Origin of the sequence: Stenotrophomonas sp. S39 (genome assembly GCF_016624665.1) — a bacterium.
Classification (GTDB): domain Bacteria; phylum Pseudomonadota; class Gammaproteobacteria; order Xanthomonadales; family Xanthomonadaceae; genus Stenotrophomonas.
In genome coordinates this window covers 42,102-60,949 of record NZ_JACVTT010000016.1, presented here as the reverse complement: position 1 = coordinate 60,949, position 18,848 = coordinate 42,102, and the positions used below count along the sequence as shown (strand labels likewise).

Below are 18,848 nucleotides of genomic sequence, written 5' to 3'. Positions count from 1 at the left end.
TTATATTTTACCGCTTCCTCTGCCGCCCCCCCCCCCCCCCCCCCCCCCCGGCCGCCCTCGTCGGGTACCTCACATCGCGGCAGGATCACTCCTGCGCGGCGTCCTCGCTGCTGGCCGCAGCCGGTGCGCCGTCGGTCGTGGCCGGGGCGGCGGCAGCCACCTCGTCCTCGTCCTCGTCGATCGAGGCATCCATGCGCTCCACCGCCTGCAGCTTCTCGTCCTTGGACAGGCGGATCAGGGTGACGCCCTGCGTGTTGCGGCCGACGCGGCTGATTTCCGAGCCGCGGGTACGCACCAGGGTACCGCCGTCGGAGATCAGCAGAACCTCGTCATCGGAACCCATCAGCACCGCGGCGACCAGCTTGCCGTTGCGCTCGGTGGTCTGGATGCCGATCACGCCCTGGGTGCCACGACCCTTGCGCGGGTAGTCCGGCAGCGGGGTGCGCTTGCCGTAGCCGTTCTCGGTGGCGGTCAGGATGTACTGCACGCTGGCGTCGTCGGCGCCGTCGATCACCGCATCGCCATTGGCTGCGATGTCCTCGACACCGTTGTCGTCCTCGTTCTCGTCCTCGCTGCCGCCGGCACTCTCGGCCACGATCAGGCTGACCACTTCCTCGCCGGCCGGCATCTTGATGCCGCGCACGCCGGTGGCGGTACGGCCCATCGAGCGGACCTTGTCCTCGCCGAAGCGCACGGTCTTGCCGTTCGAGGCGAACAGCAGGATGTCTCGCTCGCCGTCGGTCAGGCCGACGCCGACCAGCGCATCGCCCTCGTCCAGGTTGATCGCGATCTTGCCGCGGGCCAGACGGAAGGCGAACTCGCTCAGCGGGGTCTTCTTGACCGTACCGTTCTTCGTGGCGAAGAACACGAACTGGCCATCGGCGTATTCGCGCACCGGCAGCACGGCCTGCACGCGTTCGCCCGGTTCCAGCGGGATCCAGTTGATGATCGGACGGCCGCGGGCGTTGGAACCGGCTTCGGGCAGCTGGTACACCGGCAGCCAGAACACCTTGCCCGAACTGGTGAAGGTCAGCAGCGTGTCGTGCGTGTTGACCAGCCACAGCTGTTCGATGAAATCCTCTTCCTTGGTCGCCGCCGCACTGCGGCCACGGCCACCGCGGCGCTGCGCGCGGTACACGCTCACCGGCTGGCGCTTGACGTAGCCGGCGTGGGACACGGTGACCACCACGTCTTCCGGCGCGATCAGGTCGAGGATGTCCAGGTCTTCTTCGCTGTGGCGGATCTCGGTGCGGCGCTCGTCGCCGAATTCTGCCTTGACGTTGACCAGTTCCTCGCGGATGACCTGGCGCAGGCGGTCGGGATCTTCCAGGATGTGGATCAGCCCGGCGATCACTTCCAGCAGCTGCTTGTACTCGTCGGTCAGGCGGTCCTGTTCCAGCCCGGTCAGGCGGTGCAGGCGCATTTCCAGGATCTGGGTGGCCTGGATCTCGGTCAGCTGGTAGCCGCCCTCGATCAGGCCCACGCCCTTGGGCAGGTCTTCCGGTCGCGAGGCTTCAGCACCGGCAGCGCCGAGCATCGAACCGACCAGACCCGGCTCCCACAGGCGGGCGAGCATGCGTTCGCGCGCTTCGTTGGGGTTCGGCGAGGTCTTGATCAGTTCGATCATCTCGTCGATGTTGGCCAGCGCGACAGTCAGGCCTTCCAGCACGTGCGCACGGGCGCGCGCCCTGCGCAGCTCGAACACGGTGCGGCGGGTGACCACTTCGCGACGGTGGCGGACGAAGGCCTCGAGCATCTGCTTGAGGTTCATCAGCTGCGGGCGGCCATCGACCAGCGCCACCATGTTGATGCCGAACACCGATTCCATCTGCGTCTGCTGGTACAGGTTGTTCAGCACAACCTCGGCAGATTCACCGCGCTTGATCTCGATGTAGATGCGCATGCCGTCCTTGTCGGACTCATCGCGCAGCTCGCTGATGCCTTCGATCTTCTTTTCCTTGACCAGCTCGGCGATCTTTTCGATCAGACGCGCCTTGTTCACCTGGTAAGGAATTTCAGTGACGATGATCGATTCTCGGCCGTTGTCGGCCACTTCGATATCGGCACGGGCACGGATGCGCACGCGGCCACGGCCGGTGCGGTAGCCGGCGACGATGCCGGCGGTGCCGTTGATGATGCCGGCGGTCGGGAAATCGGGGCCCGGGATGTACTCCATCAGGCCGTCGACGTCGATCTCCGGGTTGTCGATCAGCGCGATGCAGGCGTTGATCGACTCGCTCAGGTTGTGCGGCGGGATGTTGGTGGCCATGCCCACCGCGATACCGGCCGAACCGTTGACCAGCAGGTTCGGGAACCGGGTCGGCATGACCGTCGGCTCCAGTTCCTTTTCGTCGTAGTTGGGCTGGAAATCGACGGTTTCCTTGTCGATGTCGGCCATCAGCTCATGCGCGAGGCGCGACATGCGCGCTTCGGTGTATCGCATCGCCGCGGCGGAGTCGCCATCGATCGAGCCGAAGTTACCCTGGCCATCGACCAGCATGTAACGCAGCGAGAACGGCTGTGCCAGACGCACCAGCGTGTCGTACACCGACTGATCGCCATGCGGGTGGTACTTACCGATGACGTCACCGACGATACGCGCCGACTTGAAGTAGGGCTTGTTGCTGTGCGCGTTCAACTCGTTCATCGCGAACAGCACGCGGCGATGCACCGGCTTGAGGCCGTCGCGCGCATCCGGGAGCGCGCGGCCCACGATCACGCTCATGGCGTAATCGAGGTAGCTCTTGCGCATCTCGTCTTCCAGGTTGACCTGGATGATTTCCTTGGCGGTTTCTGCCATTCGGGTTCCGTTGTCTGGTAGCGGTCCAGTCCGGCGCAGCCCTCTGCGGGAGGGGGTCGTGCCGGAACCTCGATTCAACCTGTGGATACTACCACAACAGGCCGTTTTCCGCCTCCCTTTACGGGGATTTTACCGGCACAAATCAGGAACTTAGGGGACTGCCGGCCAGCGGCCGGCACTACCGGGGGCTGGGGTCGGAGCCCTTTCCAGCGGAAAGGCATCCGACCCCGCGCGGCCTCAGCCGCCGAAGGCCGCGCGCATGTTCCCGGCGGTCGGGTTCAGGATGACGCCGCGCTCGGTCACGATGGCGTCGATCAGCTCGCCCGGGGTGACGTCGAACACCGGGTTCCAGGCGGCGATGCCCTCGGCCACGGTGCGGGTGCCGCCCACGCCGTACAACTCGCCCGGGTCGCGCTGCTCGATCTCGATCTGGCTGCCGTCCACGGTCTCCATGTCCACCGTCGAGGACGGGGCCACGACCATGAACTTCACGCCGTGGTGGCGGGCGGCGATGGCCAGCTGGTAGGTACCGATCTTGTTGGCGGTATCGCCGTTGGCGCAGATGCGGTCGGCACCGACGATCACCCACTGCACCGCGCCGGTCTTCATCAGGTGCGAGGCGGCCGAATCGGCGATCAGGGTGGCGTCGATGCCGTCCTGCTGCAGCTCCCACACGGTCAGGCGTGCGCCCTGCAGCCACGGCCGGGTTTCACCGGCGAACACGCGGGCGATGCGGTGCTGGGCCATGCCGGCGCGGATCACGCCCAGCGCGGTGCCGAAGCCGGCGGTGGCCAGCGAGCCGGTATTGCAATGGGTGAGCACGCCGCTGCCGGCCTCGATCAGGCCCGCACCCAGCGCACCCATGTGGCGGTTGGCCGCCAGGTCTTCCTCGGCGATGGCCTGGGCCTCGGCTTCCAGCAGCGCCTTCCAGTTGGCGCCGGCGGCGGTCAGGCAGCGGCGCATGCGCGCCAGTGCCCAGGCCAGGTTCACCGCGGTGGGGCGCGAGGCGTTCAGCCGCTGCAGGGCCGGTTCCAGCTGCTGCAGTGCATGTGCACCATCGGCAGCCTGCACGTCGCGTGCCGCCAGCACCACGCCCCAGGCAGCGGCGATGCCGATGGCCGGTGCACCGCGCACGGTCAGTGCATGGATGGCGCTGGCGACTTCGTCGCTGTCATGGCAGACCACGTGTTCGACCACGAACGGCAGCTTCCGCTGGTCAAGCAGTTGCAGGGCATCGCCGGTCCACAGGATCGGGCGGATGTGGTCGTAGCGGGCGTAGTCGAGGTCGGTGGCAGTGTTCATGGGCCCATTGTAGGGCCACGCCCGGCGCGGTTGGAGCCTGCGCGGGCTCAATTCACCGAGAAATCGGCGCGGCAGCCGCCATCCACCCAGATGCCGTTGCGGCTCCAGCCCCAGGTCCTGCCTTCCTCGCAGGGCGTGCCGGACAACTGCTTGATCACCTTCGCCTCGGTGGAGATGGTGGCACCGCAGAAGCGCCGCCGCTTGGACTTGGATTCGCAGGTCAGCTTGCGTGCCACGTCGACGAACCGGCCGTCATCGTCGGCCACCTCGAAATCGCCCTGGCAGCCGCGGCTGGTCCAGACCTCGTTGCGCTTGTAGCCCCAGCCCTGCCCTTCGCGGCATGGCAGCACGGAAAGCTGGCGCAGCAGGCGAACCGGCGCGCCATCCAGCCGCACGGGGCAGCTCTGCGGTCGGCCGTTGGATTCGCAGCGCACCACGCGGCGCACCAGGCGCTTGCCCTTGCCGTCGCTGGCAGCAGTCGTGCCGGCGGCACCCTGCGCGGAACGCGCGCGGAATTCAGCACGGCAGCCCAGGGTCACCCACACGCCACTGCGGTCGGTGCCCCACTCGCTGCCACGGATGCAGGTATTGCTCGACAACTGGCGCACCAGGTCGACGCCGTTGCTGACGTCGATATCGCAGTGCACCCAGCCCATGTCGCGCGATTCGCAGGTCACCACTTCGCCCTCGTAGCCGGCCGGCTGGGCCGACGCCGACGACGGCAGCACGCCGCCCCATATCGCCATGGAGTACACCGGTGCCGCCACGACCGCAAACCACTTGACCAAAGCATTCCCCAACGGAGCGGATGAATCACGATGCCAGTGTCCCGCATCAGGCGTGATAAGACCATCATCGTGCTTGCTGAATCAAGCGCGAAATCCGTCGGTTTTGTTCAGGCGCAACGCACGCGCATGCGTTCAGGCATGCGCGAAATCGAAGGCCAGCACATCGGCGATGCGCGGCGTGCGGTTCATCGCCATCAGCAGGCGATCCACGCCCACCGCGACACCTGCACAGGCGGGCATCGCAGGCAATGCCGCCAGCAAGGCCTCATCGAGCGCCGGCTGCACCTGGCCGCGTTCGTGCCGGCGCTGCTGGTCACGTTCGAAGCGCGCACGCTGCTCGCCTGCATCGCTCAGCTCGTGATAGCCGTTGGCGAGCTCGACCGCCCCCAGGTACAGCTCGAACCGCTCGGCCAGCGCTGGCGTGCCCGGGCGGATGCGCGCCAGCGCCGCCTGGCTGGCGGGCCAGTCATGCACCACGGTCATGACCGCGTCATCGAAGTGCGGTTGGATGCGGTGGGTCATCAGCAGGTCGAGCCAGTCGTCACGGGTCAGGCCCACCGGATCGATGTGCACGTCACCCAGCGCAGTGCGCAGCGCACCTTCGTCCGCATCGAACGGATCGACGCCGGCATGCTGCTGGAACAGTTCACGGTAGCTGAGCACGCGCAGTGTTGCCGCGCGCCCGACCAGCGCCAGCGCCTGGCGCACCAGCTCGGCGGTTTCCTGCACCAGGCGATGGTGGTCCCAGCCCACGCGGTACCACTCCAGCATGGTGAACTCGGGATTGTGGCGGCCACCGGCCTCGCCATTGCGGAACACCCGGCCGAGTTCGTAGCAGTCGCCCACGCCCGCGGCGAGCAGGCGCTTGAGGGGAAATTCCGGCGACGTGCGCAGCCAGCGGCGGCGGCCACCGGCATCGACGTGGCCGCTGAAATCGGTATGGAAGCTGTCGATGTTCGGTTCGGTGTTGCCGGCCACCGAGAGGATCGGCGTTTCCACTTCCAGCACATCGCGCTCGGCGAAGAAGCGGCGCACCAGCGCATTGAGCGCGGCACGCTGCTGCAGCGCGCGCAGCAGGGTCTCGCTCACAGGATGCCCTCCGGGCGCGGGTGGTCCAGCGGCAGGGTCAGCAGATCGCGGGTGTCATCGATGTAGCCGCTGGCCAGGTACAGGCGCCGCGCCAGTTCGTTGTGGTGGTTCACTTCCAGGCGCAGGCGGCTGACACCGCGACCGCGCGCACGCTGTTCGCAGGTGGCCAGCGCCTGCTTGCCACGGCCGCGGCCGCGCGCGCGGTGCGCCAGGTACAGCTCGTCCAGCAGCATGAAATGGCCGCCCTGCTCCAGGCTGAAGCCCATGGCGATGACCGCGTAGCCGCAGACCTCCCCTGCCTCGTCCAGCCACAGCAGCACTTCGCCGTTGCGCGGGTCGGCCAGCAGTGCATCGACGCCACGGCGCACGCGTGCGTCGTCGAATTCGATCTTGTCTTCGGCGTAGAACTCACGCATCAGCGCGATCAGCAGCGCCTCGTCGGCACGGGTGGCCAGGCGGAAGTCCAGCGGGGCGGTCTGCATCGGTTGTCCTCTCATGCGTCAGACCGGGCGCACGCAGCGCCCGGCGGGGTCATTACTCGTGTTCGGCCAGATAGGCCAGCAGGCGGTCTTCATCCCACACCGGCACCCCCAGCGACTGCGCCTTGTCCAGCTTGGAGCCGGCCTCGGTGCCCGCCACCAGGAAACTGGTCTTTTTGGAGACACTGCCGGAGACCTTGGCCCCCAGCGCTTCCAGGCGATCCTTGGCGACATCGCGGGTGAGCTGGGCCAGCGTGCCGGTGAGCACCACGGTCTGCCCATCCAGCGGACCAGCGACGACCTCGGCCAGCGCCGGCGCCTTGGCCAGGATGTGCTGCATCTCGGTCTCCGCCGCCAGCAGCATCGCGCCATGGCCATCCGTGTCCAGCCACTGGGCCACGCCGCGCGCGGTGTCATCGGGCAGGCCGGCATTGACGAACTGGCCATGCTCGGCGTCCAGCACCGCCTGTGCGCTGGGCAGCACGGCCACCAGCTTTTCCGCACGCAGGCGGGTGATGCCGGGAATCTCGGCTTCCACCAGCAACTGGGCCAGGTCCAGGCCCTCGCGCAGCTTGGCGCTCGGCGGGTGGCCATCGCGGATGCGGACCTGGCCGACCTGCAGCAGCGCATCGATGGCCTGCTGGTTGCCGTCCTGCTCGAAGAAATGCCCCAGCGAGCGCGCCACTTCGCCACCGATATCCGGCACGCGCTTGAACAGCGGCCACGGCAGGCGGCGGATCAGCGCCAGATCACCAAACCACAGCGCCAGCGCCTTGGCCGTGCTTTCGCCCACGTGCTCGATGCCCAGCGCGAACAGCAGCCGTTCCAGGCTGGCCTCGCGGCTGGCATCGATGGCGGCGATCAGGTTGTCGGCCCACTTGGTCGCGATCTTCTTCGTGTTCCATTCGAACACCACCGGCTGCACCAGCGCCTGCGCGCGCCATGCCGGGTCCTGGCCGTCCAGCTTGAGCACGGCATTGAGCACATCGCCACTGCCTTCGGCCGGCAGGTGCGGCTTGAGGCTGTTGGCCAGCGCCGAGGGATCCTCGGCATCGAGCACCAGTTTCAGATGCAGCAGCTGGTCGCGGGTCAGCTGGTACAGGTCGGCAACGCGCTTGACGATGCCGGCGTCGACCAGGGTTTCGATGTACTTGTCCCCCAGCCCATCGATGTCCATCGCACGGCGCGAGGCGAAGTGCGCGATGGCTTCCTTGCGCTGCGCCGGGCAGCTCAGTTCGCCCGAGCAGCGCCACGCGGCGGCGCCTTCTTCGCGCACGATTTCCGAGCCGCATACCGGGCAACGGGTCGGCATCTGCCACGGTGTGGTGCCCTGCGGGCGGCGGTCGAGGATGACGCTGACCACTTCGGGAATGACATCACCGGCGCGGCGCACGATCACGCTGTCACCCACGCGCACGTCCAGGCGTGCGATCTGGTCCGCGTTGTGCAGCGTGGCGTTGGAGACGATCACGCCGGCCACTGCCACCGGCGCCAGGCGCGCGACCGGTGTTGCGGCACCGGTGCGGCCGATCTGGATCTCGATCGCCTCGACCGTGGTGCTCTGTTCCTGCGCCGGGAACTTGTGCGCGATGGCCCAGCGCGGCGCGCGCGAGACGAAGCCCATGGCCTGCTGGCCGGCGCGATCGTCGAGCTTGTAGACCACGCCGTCGATATCGAATGGCAGGCCGTCGCGGCGCTCGCCGATGTCACGGTAGTAACCGAGCAGGCCGTCAGTGCCGTCCACCACCTTGCACAGCTCGCTCACCGGGAAGCCCCAGGCCCCCAGCTGCGCCAGCGTGCCCGAATGGGTGTCGGGCAGTTCACCGCCCTGCACGTCGCCGGTGCCGTAGGCAAAGAAGCTCAGCCTGCGCTGCGCACTCATCTTCGCATCCAGCTGGCGCAGCGAACCGGCCGCGGCATTGCGCGGGTTGGCCAGCACCTTGCCGCCGTGCAGGCGCGCGCGGTCGTTGTAGGCCTCGAAATCGGCACGGGCCATGTAGACCTCGCCGCGCACTTCCAGCACGTCGGGCCAGTCCTGGCCCTGCAGGCGCTTGGGAATGTCGTTGATCTCACGCAGGTTGGCGGTCACGTCCTCGCCGGTGCTGCCATCGCCACGGGTGGCGCCCAGCACGAACGCGCCGTCTTCATAACGCAGGCTGATCGCCAGCCCGTCCATCTTCGGTTCGGCCGAGAACTGCAGGCTGCGGCGGCCGAGGCGCTCGTCGATGCGGCGCACGAAATCGGCCACTTCCTCATCGCTGAAGGCGTTGGACAGCGACAGCATCGGCACCGCATGGCGCACCGCGGCGAAGCGGCCGGACGGGCGCGCACCCACCTGCTGGGTGGGGCTGTCGGCCACGGCCAGTTCCGGGTGTTCGCGTTCCAGCGCCTCCAGCTCGCGTACGAGCCGGTCGTAGTCGACGTCGGGGATCTCCGGCGCGTCCAGCTCGTGGTAGGCGCGGTTGGCCTGGGCGATCTGCCGGCGGAGGTCTTCGGCGCGTTCGGCGGGGCTGGGGCTCATCGGGATCCGGTGTTTCTGGGATGGCCGTGAATTCTACCGCGCCCGGGCGCCAGGCCTCGTAATGCTGGCACCTCTCGGGGTCGGATCCCCGAAGGGGCTCTGACCCCGACCTCGTAGAGTCGAGCTTGCTCGACTGGCCAGGCAAGAGCAGTCGAGCAAGCTCGACTCTACAGACCACGGGTTGCCGCCCGCCCCCACCAGCGTTAGCGTGCTGCGGTTGCCCTCCGGAATCCTGCCCGTGTCCCTGCCCGCTTCCCGCCGCCACTTCCTGCAACTGGCCGGGGTCGGCCTTGTCGCCGCCGGCAGCAGCCTGCCGCGCCTCGGCCATGCCCAGCCCACCGCGGCACCCGCTGCCGCCGGCCCGGTCCTGCTCAATTTCAATGAGTGCCCGTATGGCCCCTCGCCCGCCGCCCAGCAGGCGGCACGCGACAGCGTTGCCGGCAGCGGCCGGTATCAGTTCGCCCTGGCGGGGCAGGTGCGCGATGCCTTCGTCGCCCAGGCCGGCATCCCGGCCGATCATGTGCGCCTCTACCCGGGTTCCAGCGAGCCGTTGAGCCGCGCCGCCACGCTGTGGACCGGCCCGCAGGCCGCGCTGGTGGTGGCCGACCCCACCTTCGAAACCCTCGGTGACATGGCTGCTGCGCGTGGCGCTCATGTGCAGAAGGTGCCGCTGCGCGCCGATGGTGCGCACGACCTGCGCGCGATGGTGGCTGCGGCGCATGCGCAGCCGACGGGGCTGGTGTACGTGTGCAATCCGAACAACCCCACCGGCTCGATCAGCCCGCCGGCCGAACTGGCCTGGCTGCTGGCCAACAAGCCGACCAGCACCCGCGTACTGGTGGACGAGGCCTACCTGCAGTACAGCGAGCAGCCGAGCCTGATCGCACAGGTGGCCCAGCGTGATGACCTGATCGTGCTGCGTACGTTCTCCAAGCTCTACGGCATGGCCGGCCTGCGCCTGGGCGTGGCGGCGGCCCACCCCGACCGGCTGCGCGAACTGGCCAGCCTGGGCGAGAACCCGCTGCCGGTGCCGGCGCTGGCGGCCGCGCTGGCCAGCCTGCAGGATCCCCGGTTGATCACGCAGCGGCGACTGCAGAATGCCAAGGCCCGGCAGGCCACCATCGCCTGGCTGGGCAAGCGCGGCTTCAGCTGCGTGCCGTCGGAAGCAAACTGCTTCGTGGTAAATGTGCAGCGCGATGGCAACGCGTTCGCCAAGGCGATGGCCGACGCCGGCGTGGTAATCGGCCGCAGCTGGCCGATCTGGCCGCAACGCGTGCGGGTGACCGTGGGCACCGAAGAGGAAATGGCCGCGTTCCGCCGCGCATTCGCGAAGGTCACCGGCGTGCCGGCGTAACCCATCCACGCATGGCGTGGATCTACCCGGGTGGGTGCCGACCGTTGGTCGGGGCGGGTGCCGACCGTTGGTCGGCACACCGGAAAAAACGCGCTTACCAGCGCGGGGTTTTGGTCAGCGGCGGGGCCTGGTGCTGGCGGTCGTAGGCACGCAGCTCGTCGCGGATGTGGGCGATGCGCTGGCGGCCCAGGGCGTTGCGGCTGTCATCCAGCACCACGCCATCGAGCAGCTCGGCCATGCGCTGCACGGTCGGCAGCATCTTTTCCCAGGCATCCAGCGCGGTCAGCGGGGCCGGCAAGGTGAGGAAGAAGGCGATGGCCGGGGTTTCCATGGCGCGGATGTTGGCCATGTCAAAGCTGCCCGGCTTCATGATGCTGGCCATCGAGAAGATCGGGCCGCGCTCGGGATGGCCTTCCACCAGGCGGTGGAACACGTTCATGTGCCCGAACACCAGGCCGGTCTTCTCGGCCGCCACCACGATGTCCTCGCCACGCAGCTGCTCACCGGCGCGGGCGGCCACGAACAACGACACGATCTTGTCGAAGTCCTGGGTCGCGCGCTTGCCCAGATCGCTGCTGCCGGCATCGGTATCGGCCAGGCCAAGCTCGGCCTGCTGGCCTTCATCGCCCAGGCCCGGCTCGCTGCGGGTCTCGGCCAGGGCCACGCCGTCTTCGCCCAGCACCGGCTCGCGGCGCTCGCCGGCAGTCGGTTCGGCGCTCTCCACGCGACGTCCCTGCGGCTTCTTCTTCGGACGGCCAAACAGGAAGATCGCAGCAACCAGCAGCAGGCCGGCGGCCAGGATGCCGATGCGCAACAGTGCCGTGTCGGTCATTCGGTAGGTACTCCGGCTAGTTCATTCAGGTAACTAGAATGGCACGTCATGCCGCGCCCGCCAATCGCGCGGCTTCTTCCAGGTCCACGCTGACCAGGCGGCTGACGCCCGGCTCGCGCATGGTGACGCCCGAAAGCTGGTGGGCCGCCTCCATCGTTGCCTTGTTGTGGCTGACGAACAGGAACTGCACCTTCTCGCTCATCTCCTTGACCATGTTGGCCAGGCGGCCGACGTTGGCCTCGTCCAGCGGCGCATCCACCTCGTCCAGCAGGCAGAACGGCGCGGGGTTGAGCTGGAAGATGGCGAATACCAGGGCCACCGCGGTCATGGCTTTCTCGCCACCGGACAGCAGCGAAATGCTGGACACGCGCTTGCCCGGCGGGCGCGCCATGATGGTCACGCCGGTGTCGAGCAGGTCTTCACCGGTCAGTTCCAGGTAGGCATGGCCGCCGCCGAACAGGCGCGGGTACAGCGCCTGCACGCCGGCGTTGACCCGGTCGAAGGTGTCCTTGAAGCGCCCGCGGGTTTCGCGGTCGATCTTGCGGATGGCGTCTTCCAGGGTTTCCAGCGCGGTGGTCAGGTCGGTGTGCTGCGCGTCCAGATAGTCCGAGCGCTGCGAGGCCTCGCCGTACTCGTGGATGGCCGCCAGGTTGACCGGCTCCAGCCGGCGCATGCGGCCATCGATCTGGTGCACCGCCTGTTCCCAGTCGCCCAGGCGGGCATCATCGGGCAGCGCGTTGAGCACGTCCTGCAGCACGAAACCGGCCTTTTCCACCGCGCCCTGCAGGGTTTCGGCGCTGAGCACCAGCGCCTGCTGGTCGAGCTTGCGCTGCGAAATGCGCTCGCGCTGGGCCAGCGCCTGCTCGTCACGCTGGTGGCGGGTCTGTTCGTAATTGCGCAGCTCGGCGTCGATGCCATCGAGCAACGTACGGGCTTCGGTCAGCACGCGGTCGGCGCGCACACGCTCTTCCAGCGCGTTCTGGTGTTCGGACTGCAGTGATTCGACCGGCGAGTCGCCTTCGTCCAGCTGCGAATGCAGTTCGCCCAGGCGCGAATCCAGCTGGCCGCGCTGCGTGCTCATGCGCTCCAGCGCCTGGCTCAGGGATGCCACCTGGGCACGCTGCGATTCCAGGGTCAGGGCCAGGGCATGCGAGCGCTCGCGCACGGAGCGCGCCGCTTCGCGGGCCAGGTCGCGTGCATCGGTCAGCTGGCGGCGCTCGCCTTCCAGGCCCTGCCGCGTCGACTCCAGGTCGCCCATGCTGCTGACGGCGTTTTCCAGCCGCGAGCGCGCCTCGCGCGCCTGTTCGCGGTTGATGTCCAGTGTTTCCAGCAACTGCGCCAGCTCGCCTTCGATGCGATCGATGCGCGTGCGCGCCGCTTCCACCTTGCCCTGCTGGCCCTGCAGCTGGCCGGCCAGCTCCGATACCGCACGATGGGCCTGGTACAGCGAGCGCTGCGCGTCCTCGCGCTGCTGCTCCGCTGCCAGCAGCTGGTCACGGAAACCAGCGAGCTGTTCTTCCAGCTCGGCCTCGCGGTCCTGCAGCTGCTCGATCTGCTCGCGCAGTTCGTTGATCTCGCGTTCGCGCAGCAGCGCGCCCTGCTCGGCCGCACCGGAGCGCGACACGCGCAGCCAGCCCTGGCCCAGGCGCTCGCCGCCCTGGGTGATGATGGAATCGCCGTCGGGCAGGCCGGCCTGCAGCGTCTTCGCTTCGGCCAGGTCGCGGGCACCGTGCAGGTGCGCCAGCAGGCGGCGGATCGCGACGGGGCCGCGTACGCGCGCCGCCAGCGACGTCGGCGCCACCTTCAACTCACCGGCATCGTCGGCCACCAGCGCGATGCGGCCGTCGCCCAGCTCGCCCAGTGCATCGACCAGGCGCGCCGGATCATCCACCAGCACGCCTTCGATCAACTGGCCGAGCGCGCTTTCCACGGCATTTTCCCAGCCCGCGTCGACGTCCAGGCGCTCGCCCACGCGCGCGGCCGAATCCAGCCCCTGCGCCTTCAGCCAGGCCACGGCGGCACCCTGCTCCTGGCCGAGTGCGGCCTGCTGCAGGGTTTCCAGCGAGGCCAGGCGGCCACGCAGGCCATTGGCCTGCTTGCGCAGTTCGGCCAGTTCGCTCTGGCCCGTGCGCTGCTGTTCCTGCACGGCGGCCACGCCCTGCTTGCGCTGCTCGACGTCCTCGCCGAGTTCGTCCAGCGCGGTCTTCTGCGTTTCGTGCTGCAGGTGCAGCTGCTCGAAGGCCTCCTCCAGCGCATCCACGTCCAGCCCGGCGCGCTCGGCGGCCAGCGCCTCGCGGCGGCGGTCGGCATCGAGGATCTGCTTGTCCAGGTAGTCCACGCGGGTACGCTCGACATCGCCGGCGCGCGAAGCTTCCGAACTCTGCGAGGTGTGCTGCTCCCAGCGCTGCTGCCAGCTGGCCAGGCGGTCTTCGGCCTCGCGCAGGCTTTCCTGCTTGATCTCGTTCTCTTCCTGCAGCGCTTCCAGCTGCGGGGTGGCATCGTCGACCGCCTCGCGCAGCACCATCAGCTTGGCTTCGTCGCCGCTGATGTGCTGGCCCAGCTCGGACAATGCCTGCCGGGTTTCATCGCGCGCCTTGTGCAGGCGCTGCGACAGTTCGCGCTGGTGCTGGATCTGCTGCTCGACGCGGGCCAGGGTGCTGCCCACCTGGTAGACGGCGGCCTGCGCGGTATTGAGCGCGTCGGCAGCCTCTTCGCGGCGCACGCGCGAGGTCTCGATGCGGGCCTCGGCTTCGCGCTGGTCGGCGATCAGCTGCTGCAGCTTGGTTTCTTCCTGCGAGAGGCCTTCGCGCAGCTTCGACAGGCGGCCATCAAGGCCGCGGAACTCCAGGGTCTTCCACTCGGCATCCTTGACCCGGCGCTCTTCCTGCAGGGCCTGGTACTGCTCGGCCTGCCGGGCCTGGCGCTTGAGGTGTTCGAGCTGCTTGCTGATCTCGTCACGCAGGTCGCCCAGGCGGTCGAGGTTCTCGCGGGTATGGCGGATGCGGGTTTCGGTTTCCTTGCGGCGCTCCTTGTACTTGGAGATGCCGGCGGCCTCCTCCAGGTACACGCGCAGGTCTTCCGGCCGCGCCTCGATGATCTGGCTGATCATGCCCTGCTCGATGATCGAGTAGCTGCGTGGCCCCAGGCCGGTGCCCAGGAACAGATCGGTGATATCGCGGCGGCGGCACTTGGTGCCGTTGAGATAATAGTTGCTGCTGCCGTCGCGGCTGACGGTGCGCTTGACCGAGATTTCGTTGAACGAGGCGTACTCGCCGGAAATCGTGTGGTCCGAATTATCGAAGATCAGCTCGACGGTGGCCTGCGAGACCGGCTTGCGGGCGTTGGAACCGGAGAAGATCACATCGGTCAGCGAATCGCCGCGCAGGCGGCTGGCCGAACTTTCGCCCATGACCCAGCGCACGGCGTCGATGATGTTCGACTTGCCGCAGCCATTGGGCCCCACCACGCCGGTCATGTTGGTCGGCAGGTGCAGGGTGGTCGGATCGACGAACGACTTGAAGCCGGACAGCTTGATCGTGGAAAGACGCATAGAGGTTCCGGACTGGGGCCGGCGAGCGGCCTGCTTACCCTCCAAGTCATTGATCCTGCTGGGATCGCTGGCCGTGGAACGGGTGTGACGCCCTGAGTATACCGATGTGGCTGTGTTCTACGAGGGGCGTGGAACATTACCCGGGCCCGGCCGCGCGGACAGGGGCCCACAAAACAAAACGGGCACCCTTGCGGGCGCCCGTTCTGGTGACACCAGGCCTTGCGGCTTGGGATCAGGCCTTTTCGGCTTCAACCACAACCTTGACGGTGGTTTCGACGTCGGCGTGCAGGTGCACCAGGACGTCGTACTCACCGATGTTGCGGAAGGCGCCTTCGCCCAGGATGACTTCGCTCTTGTTCAGCTCGAAGCCGGCAGCGGTGAAGGCATCAGCGATTTCGCGGGCGCCGACCGAGCCGTACAGCTTGCCTTCGGTCGAAGCGTTGGCGGCGATGGTCACGCTCGCGCCTTCCAGCTTGGCCTTGCGGGCGTCAGCGTCGGCGTGGATGGCCTGGGCCTTGGCTTCGTATTCGGCGCGCTTGGCTTCGAACTCGGCCTTGTTGCTCTCGGTGGCCGGAACGGCCTTGCCCTGCGGCACGAGGAAGTTACGGCCGTAGCCCGGCTTCACGTCGACCAGGTCGCCCAGGTTGCCGAGGTTGGTGACTTTCTGCAGGAGGATCAGCTGCATGGTATTGCTCCAGATAAGTTATTCGTTAGCGAGGCAATGCCCCGCAACAAAGGCTGTCCGAATAGCTGGCACAGCGGGGGCGGCACCGGGCCGCCCCGCCGGGCATCAGACGTCGTGGTTGTCGGTGTACGGGATCAGGGCCAGGAAGCGAGCGCGCTTGACGGCGGTCGCCAGCTGGCGCTGGTACTTCGACTTGGTACCGGTGACGCGGCTCGGCACGATCTTGCCGTTCTCGGTCAGGTACTGGCGCAGGGTGTTGAGATCCTTGTAATCGATCTCCTTGACACCTTCAGCGGTGAACTTGCAGAACTTGCGGCGACGGAAGAACTTGGACATGTCAGTGCTCCTTAGGCGGCCGAAGCGGCGTCGTCGCCGGCATCGTTGTCAGCGGCGGGGGTGGTTTCGCCTTCTTCGTCATCACGACGACGACGCTCACCACGCTCGGGCTTGTCACCCTTCTCGTCCTTGCTCTTCATGATCAGCGACTGCTCGGTGTCAGCCTCGTCACGCTTGATGACCAGGTTGCGCAGCACGGCGTCGTTGAAGCGGAAGCTTTCGGTCAGTTCGTTCAGAACGGCCTGGTCGGCTTCGATGTTCAGCAGCACGTAGTGTGCCTTCACCAGGTTCTGGATCGGGTACGCCAGCTGGCGGCGGCCCCAGTCTTCCAGACGGTGGATGGTGCCGTTGCCGTTCTCGACCAGCGACTTGTAGCGCTCGATCATGGCCGGGACCTGCTCGCTCTGGTCCGGGTGGACCATGAACACGATTTCGTAATGACGACTCATGTTTTTCTACCTTTCGGATGTGGCCTTGCGGCCGGACAGCCCCCCGCCGTGGTTACCGCGGTGGGGCAAGGGTTCCCGCCAGGAAGGCAGGAAGCCGCGCATTATGGCGCAGATGGGGGGTGCCGGGCAACCGGCCGGGGCCAGGCAACCTGAACCCGCCCCGGGCTACCCCAGATCGACATGAAGGCGGTGCTGGCCACATTCCAGGCACTGGAACAGGCACCCGACCATCCCGCCATCCCGGCTCAGATGCTCCAGCACCCAGTCGGCGTCGCGCGGGTTGACCTCGGCCACGTCCGGCCGGACCTCATCGAGGATGGGCTGGAGGTCTTCGCTGCCGGCATAGCCGAGGAAGGCGCAGGGCCGTTCACAGTGGCTGAGCCAGACCGACTGCTGCCAGGAGGCATAGCCCGGGGTGCGATCACAGATTTCCAGCAGCAGCTCGCGGGCAATGGTCGGCGGCGGGGCGGCCGGGTCCGGCGACACGCCCTCGATATCACTCCAGGCCGTGAATTCGCCCTCATAGCTGGCTGCGGCCCTGCCATCGGCAATGCACCAGGGGCACAGGTAATCCGGGCGCAGGGGCGTATGGAACGGCCCCCGGTAGCGCAGCGCCCGCGGCTCGCCGCAGCAGTCGCAGACCCCGTCGATATCCTCGAAGGAAAGCGCGTAGGCGTTGGGGTGATAGGTGAATACCGGTCGTTCCATTCCGTGGATTCCTTCCCTGCCGACCAGGGCCGGCATCTACCCGAGCAGGCTCCGGTAGCGCCCGGCCATGCCCGGCAGGCGCTGGCGAGGCTCAGGCCTTGTCGGCGTCGGTGGTGAAGCTCTCGCCGCAGCCGCACTCGGCGGTGGCGTTCGGGTTGCTGAACGTGAAGGTCTCGCTCAGGCCGTGCTTGCCGAAGTCGATCACGGTGCCGTCCACCAGGGCCAGGCTCTTGGCGTCGACATAGATCTTCACGCCGTCCTGGTCGAACACGGTGTCGCCGTCACGCTCGTCACGGGCCAGGTCGGTCACGTGGCCCCAGCCGGAGCAGCCGGTCTTGGTCACGCCGAAGCGCAGGCCCAGGGCGCCGGGGGTCTGGGCGACGAAGCGCTGCACGCGCTCGAAGGCGATGGGGGTCAGGCTGACGGCCATGAGGCTTACTCCAAGGGTACGGGGACATTATAAGGAGCCAAGGGGCGCAGAAATGCCTCGCAAGCAGAACGCTGCAACCGGTAAACTCCCGTGTTCACAGATCGAGTCGATCAGCAGAGGATTCAAGTCATGACGGTGGTCAGCGTTGAACATGCGCTTGCCGGGAAGATCCCGGAAGGCGGCGAAGTCACGGTACGCGGATGGGTGCGCACGGTGCGCGGTTCAGCGAATCTGGCCTTCGTCAATGTGAGCGACGGTTCCTGCTTCGCGCCGATCCAGGTCGTGGCCAACGACACCCTGGCCAATTTCGACGAGATCAAGCGCCTGACCAGCGGCTGCTCGGTCATCGCCACCGGCACCCTGGTGAAGTCGCAGGGCAAGGGCCAGTCGTTCGAGATCCAGGCCAGCGCGCTGGAGGTGGTCGGCTGGGTCGAAGACCCGCTTACCTACCCGATCCAGCCCAAGCCGATGTCGCCGGAGTTCCTGCGTGAAGTGGCGCACCTGCGCCCGCGCACCAACCTGTTCGGCGCGGTCACCCGCATCCGCAACTGCCTGGCCCAGGCCGTGCACCGTTTCTTCCACGAGAACGGCTTCAACTGGATCAGCACCCCGATCATCACCACCTCCGACGCCGAAGGCGCCGGCCAGATGTTCCGCGTGTCCACCCTGGACATGGTGAACCTGCCGCGCGACGAGAAGGGCGCGATCGATTTCAGCCGCGATTTCTTCGGCAAGGAAACCTTCCTGACCGTGTCCGGCCAGCTGAACGTCGAGGCCTACTGCCTGGCGCTGAGCAAGGTCTACACGTTCGGCCCGACCTTCCGCGCCGAAAACAGCCACACCACCCGCCACTTGGCGGAGTTCTGGATGATCGAGCCGGAAATCGCCTTCGCCGACCTGGCCGAAGACGCGCGCCTGGCCGAAGAGTTCCTGAAGTACCTGTTCCGTGCCGTGCTGAACGAGCGCGGTGACGACCTGGCCTTCATCGCCGAGCGCGTGGACAAGAACGCGATCACCAAGCTGGAAGACTTCATCAACGCACCGTTCGAGCGCATCGACTACACCGATGCGGTCAGCCTGCTGCAGAAGTCGGGCAAGAAGTTCGACTTCCCGGTCGAATGGGGCCTGGACCTGCAGACCGAGCACGAGCGCTGGCTGACCGAGGAACACGTCGGCCGCCCGGTGGTGGTGACCAACTATCCCGAGCACATCAAGGCCTTCTACATGCGCCTGAACGACGATGGGAAGACCGTCGCCGCAATGGACGTGCTGGCCCCGGGCATCGGCGAGATCATCGGTGGCAGCCAGCGCGAAGAGCGCCTGGACGTGCTGGATGCGCGCATGGCCCAGTTCGGCCTGGATCGCGAGCATTACAGCTGGTACCGCGATTTCCGCCGCTACGGTTCGGTGCCGCACGCCGGCTTCGGCCTGGGCTTCGAGCGCCTGGTGGTCTACGTCTGCGGCCTGTCCAACATCCGCGATGCGATCCCCTACCCGCGCGCCCCGGGCAGCGCGGACTTCTAAG

Annotated in this window: 15 protein-coding genes; 2 read left to right on the top strand and 13 right to left on the bottom strand. The window is 67.5% G+C overall.

Annotation, left to right across the window (positions count from 1 at the left end; translation table 11 throughout):
• Positions 1-85 precede the first annotated feature (85 nt).
• The 6 genes from gyrA to ligA all read right to left on the bottom strand — a co-directional run bounded on the left by gyrA (position 86) and on the right by ligA (position 8,985).
• Positions 86-2,800: a DNA gyrase subunit A gene (gene gyrA / locus IAE41_RS06830; RefSeq protein ID WP_200732553.1), complete on the bottom strand. Its 2,715-nt coding sequence runs from the start codon at positions 2,798-2,800 to the stop codon at positions 86-88.
• A 237-nt stretch (positions 2,801-3,037) separates the two neighbouring features.
• On the bottom strand, positions 3,038-4,102 hold the full coding sequence (mtnA, locus tag IAE41_RS06825) for an S-methyl-5-thioribose-1-phosphate isomerase (RefSeq protein ID WP_200732552.1): 1,065 nt from the start codon (positions 4,100-4,102) through the stop codon (positions 3,038-3,040).
• A 47-nt stretch (positions 4,103-4,149) separates the two neighbouring features.
• The gene (locus IAE41_RS06820; RefSeq protein ID WP_108758456.1) at positions 4,150-4,890 is read right to left on the bottom strand and encodes a DUF3011 domain-containing protein; all 741 of its coding nucleotides are present in this window, start codon (positions 4,888-4,890) and stop codon (positions 4,150-4,152) included.
• Between the two features lie 132 nt (positions 4,891-5,022).
• Positions 5,023-5,979 (bottom strand): EF-P lysine aminoacylase EpmA, encoded by a 957-nt coding sequence (gene epmA / locus IAE41_RS06815; protein ID WP_200732551.1) that lies wholly within the window; start codon positions 5,977-5,979, stop codon positions 5,023-5,025.
• Positions 5,976-6,461 (bottom strand): GNAT family N-acetyltransferase, encoded by a 486-nt coding sequence (locus IAE41_RS06810; RefSeq protein ID WP_079222381.1) that lies wholly within the window; start codon positions 6,459-6,461, stop codon positions 5,976-5,978. Before IAE41_RS06810 ends, epmA begins: the two co-directional genes overlap by 4 nt.
• Positions 6,462-6,513: 52 nt before the next feature.
• Positions 6,514-8,985: an NAD-dependent DNA ligase LigA gene (ligA, locus tag IAE41_RS06805; protein ID WP_200732555.1), complete on the bottom strand. Its 2,472-nt coding sequence runs from the start codon at positions 8,983-8,985 to the stop codon at positions 6,514-6,516.
• A gap of 232 nt (positions 8,986-9,217) precedes the next feature.
• Between ligA and IAE41_RS06800 the strand changes: the two genes are divergently transcribed.
• A complete protein-coding gene (locus tag IAE41_RS06800; protein WP_200732550.1) occupies positions 9,218-10,333 on the top strand; it encodes a pyridoxal phosphate-dependent aminotransferase in 1,116 nt (371 codons plus the stop codon).
• Between the two features lie 94 nt (positions 10,334-10,427).
• On the opposite strand, the gene zipA is transcribed toward IAE41_RS06800, so the two are convergent.
• The 7 genes from zipA to IAE41_RS06765 form a co-directional block, all read right to left on the bottom strand.
• Positions 10,428-11,165 carry a cell division protein ZipA gene (zipA, locus tag IAE41_RS06795; protein WP_079222384.1) on the bottom strand — a complete coding sequence of 246 codons (738 nt, stop codon included), beginning with the start codon at positions 11,163-11,165 and terminating at the stop codon, positions 10,428-10,430.
• Between the two features lie 46 nt (positions 11,166-11,211).
• The gene (smc, locus tag IAE41_RS06790; protein WP_200732549.1) at positions 11,212-14,715 is read right to left on the bottom strand and encodes a chromosome segregation protein SMC; all 3,504 of its coding nucleotides are present in this window, start codon (positions 14,713-14,715) and stop codon (positions 11,212-11,214) included.
• 232 nt (positions 14,716-14,947) lie between these two features.
• A complete protein-coding gene (gene rplI, locus IAE41_RS06785; RefSeq protein ID WP_079222386.1) occupies positions 14,948-15,400 on the bottom strand; it encodes a 50S ribosomal protein L9 in 453 nt (150 codons plus the stop codon).
• 105 nt (positions 15,401-15,505) lie between these two features.
• The gene (gene rpsR, locus IAE41_RS06780) at positions 15,506-15,736 is read right to left on the bottom strand and encodes a 30S ribosomal protein S18 (protein WP_002804494.1); all 231 of its coding nucleotides are present in this window, start codon (positions 15,734-15,736) and stop codon (positions 15,506-15,508) included.
• An 11-nt stretch (positions 15,737-15,747) separates the two neighbouring features.
• Complete coding sequence (gene rpsF, locus IAE41_RS06775) at positions 15,748-16,185, bottom strand: 30S ribosomal protein S6 (protein ID WP_006376493.1); 438 nt, start codon at positions 16,183-16,185, stop codon at positions 15,748-15,750.
• Positions 16,186-16,350: 165 nt separating this feature from the next.
• Positions 16,351-16,893, bottom strand: coding sequence for a CbrC family protein (locus IAE41_RS06770; protein ID WP_200732548.1), 543 nt, complete (start codon positions 16,891-16,893; stop codon positions 16,351-16,353).
• Positions 16,894-16,984: 91 nt separating this feature from the next.
• Positions 16,985-17,323, bottom strand: coding sequence for an iron-sulfur cluster assembly accessory protein (locus IAE41_RS06765; RefSeq protein WP_079222388.1), 339 nt, complete (start codon positions 17,321-17,323; stop codon positions 16,985-16,987).
• A gap of 129 nt (positions 17,324-17,452) precedes the next feature.
• On the opposite strand from IAE41_RS06765, the gene asnS reads away from it, so the two are divergent.
• Positions 17,453-18,847, top strand: coding sequence for an asparagine--tRNA ligase (gene asnS / locus IAE41_RS06760; protein ID WP_079222389.1), 1,395 nt, complete (start codon positions 17,453-17,455; stop codon positions 18,845-18,847).
• Position 18,848 lies beyond the last annotated feature (1 nt).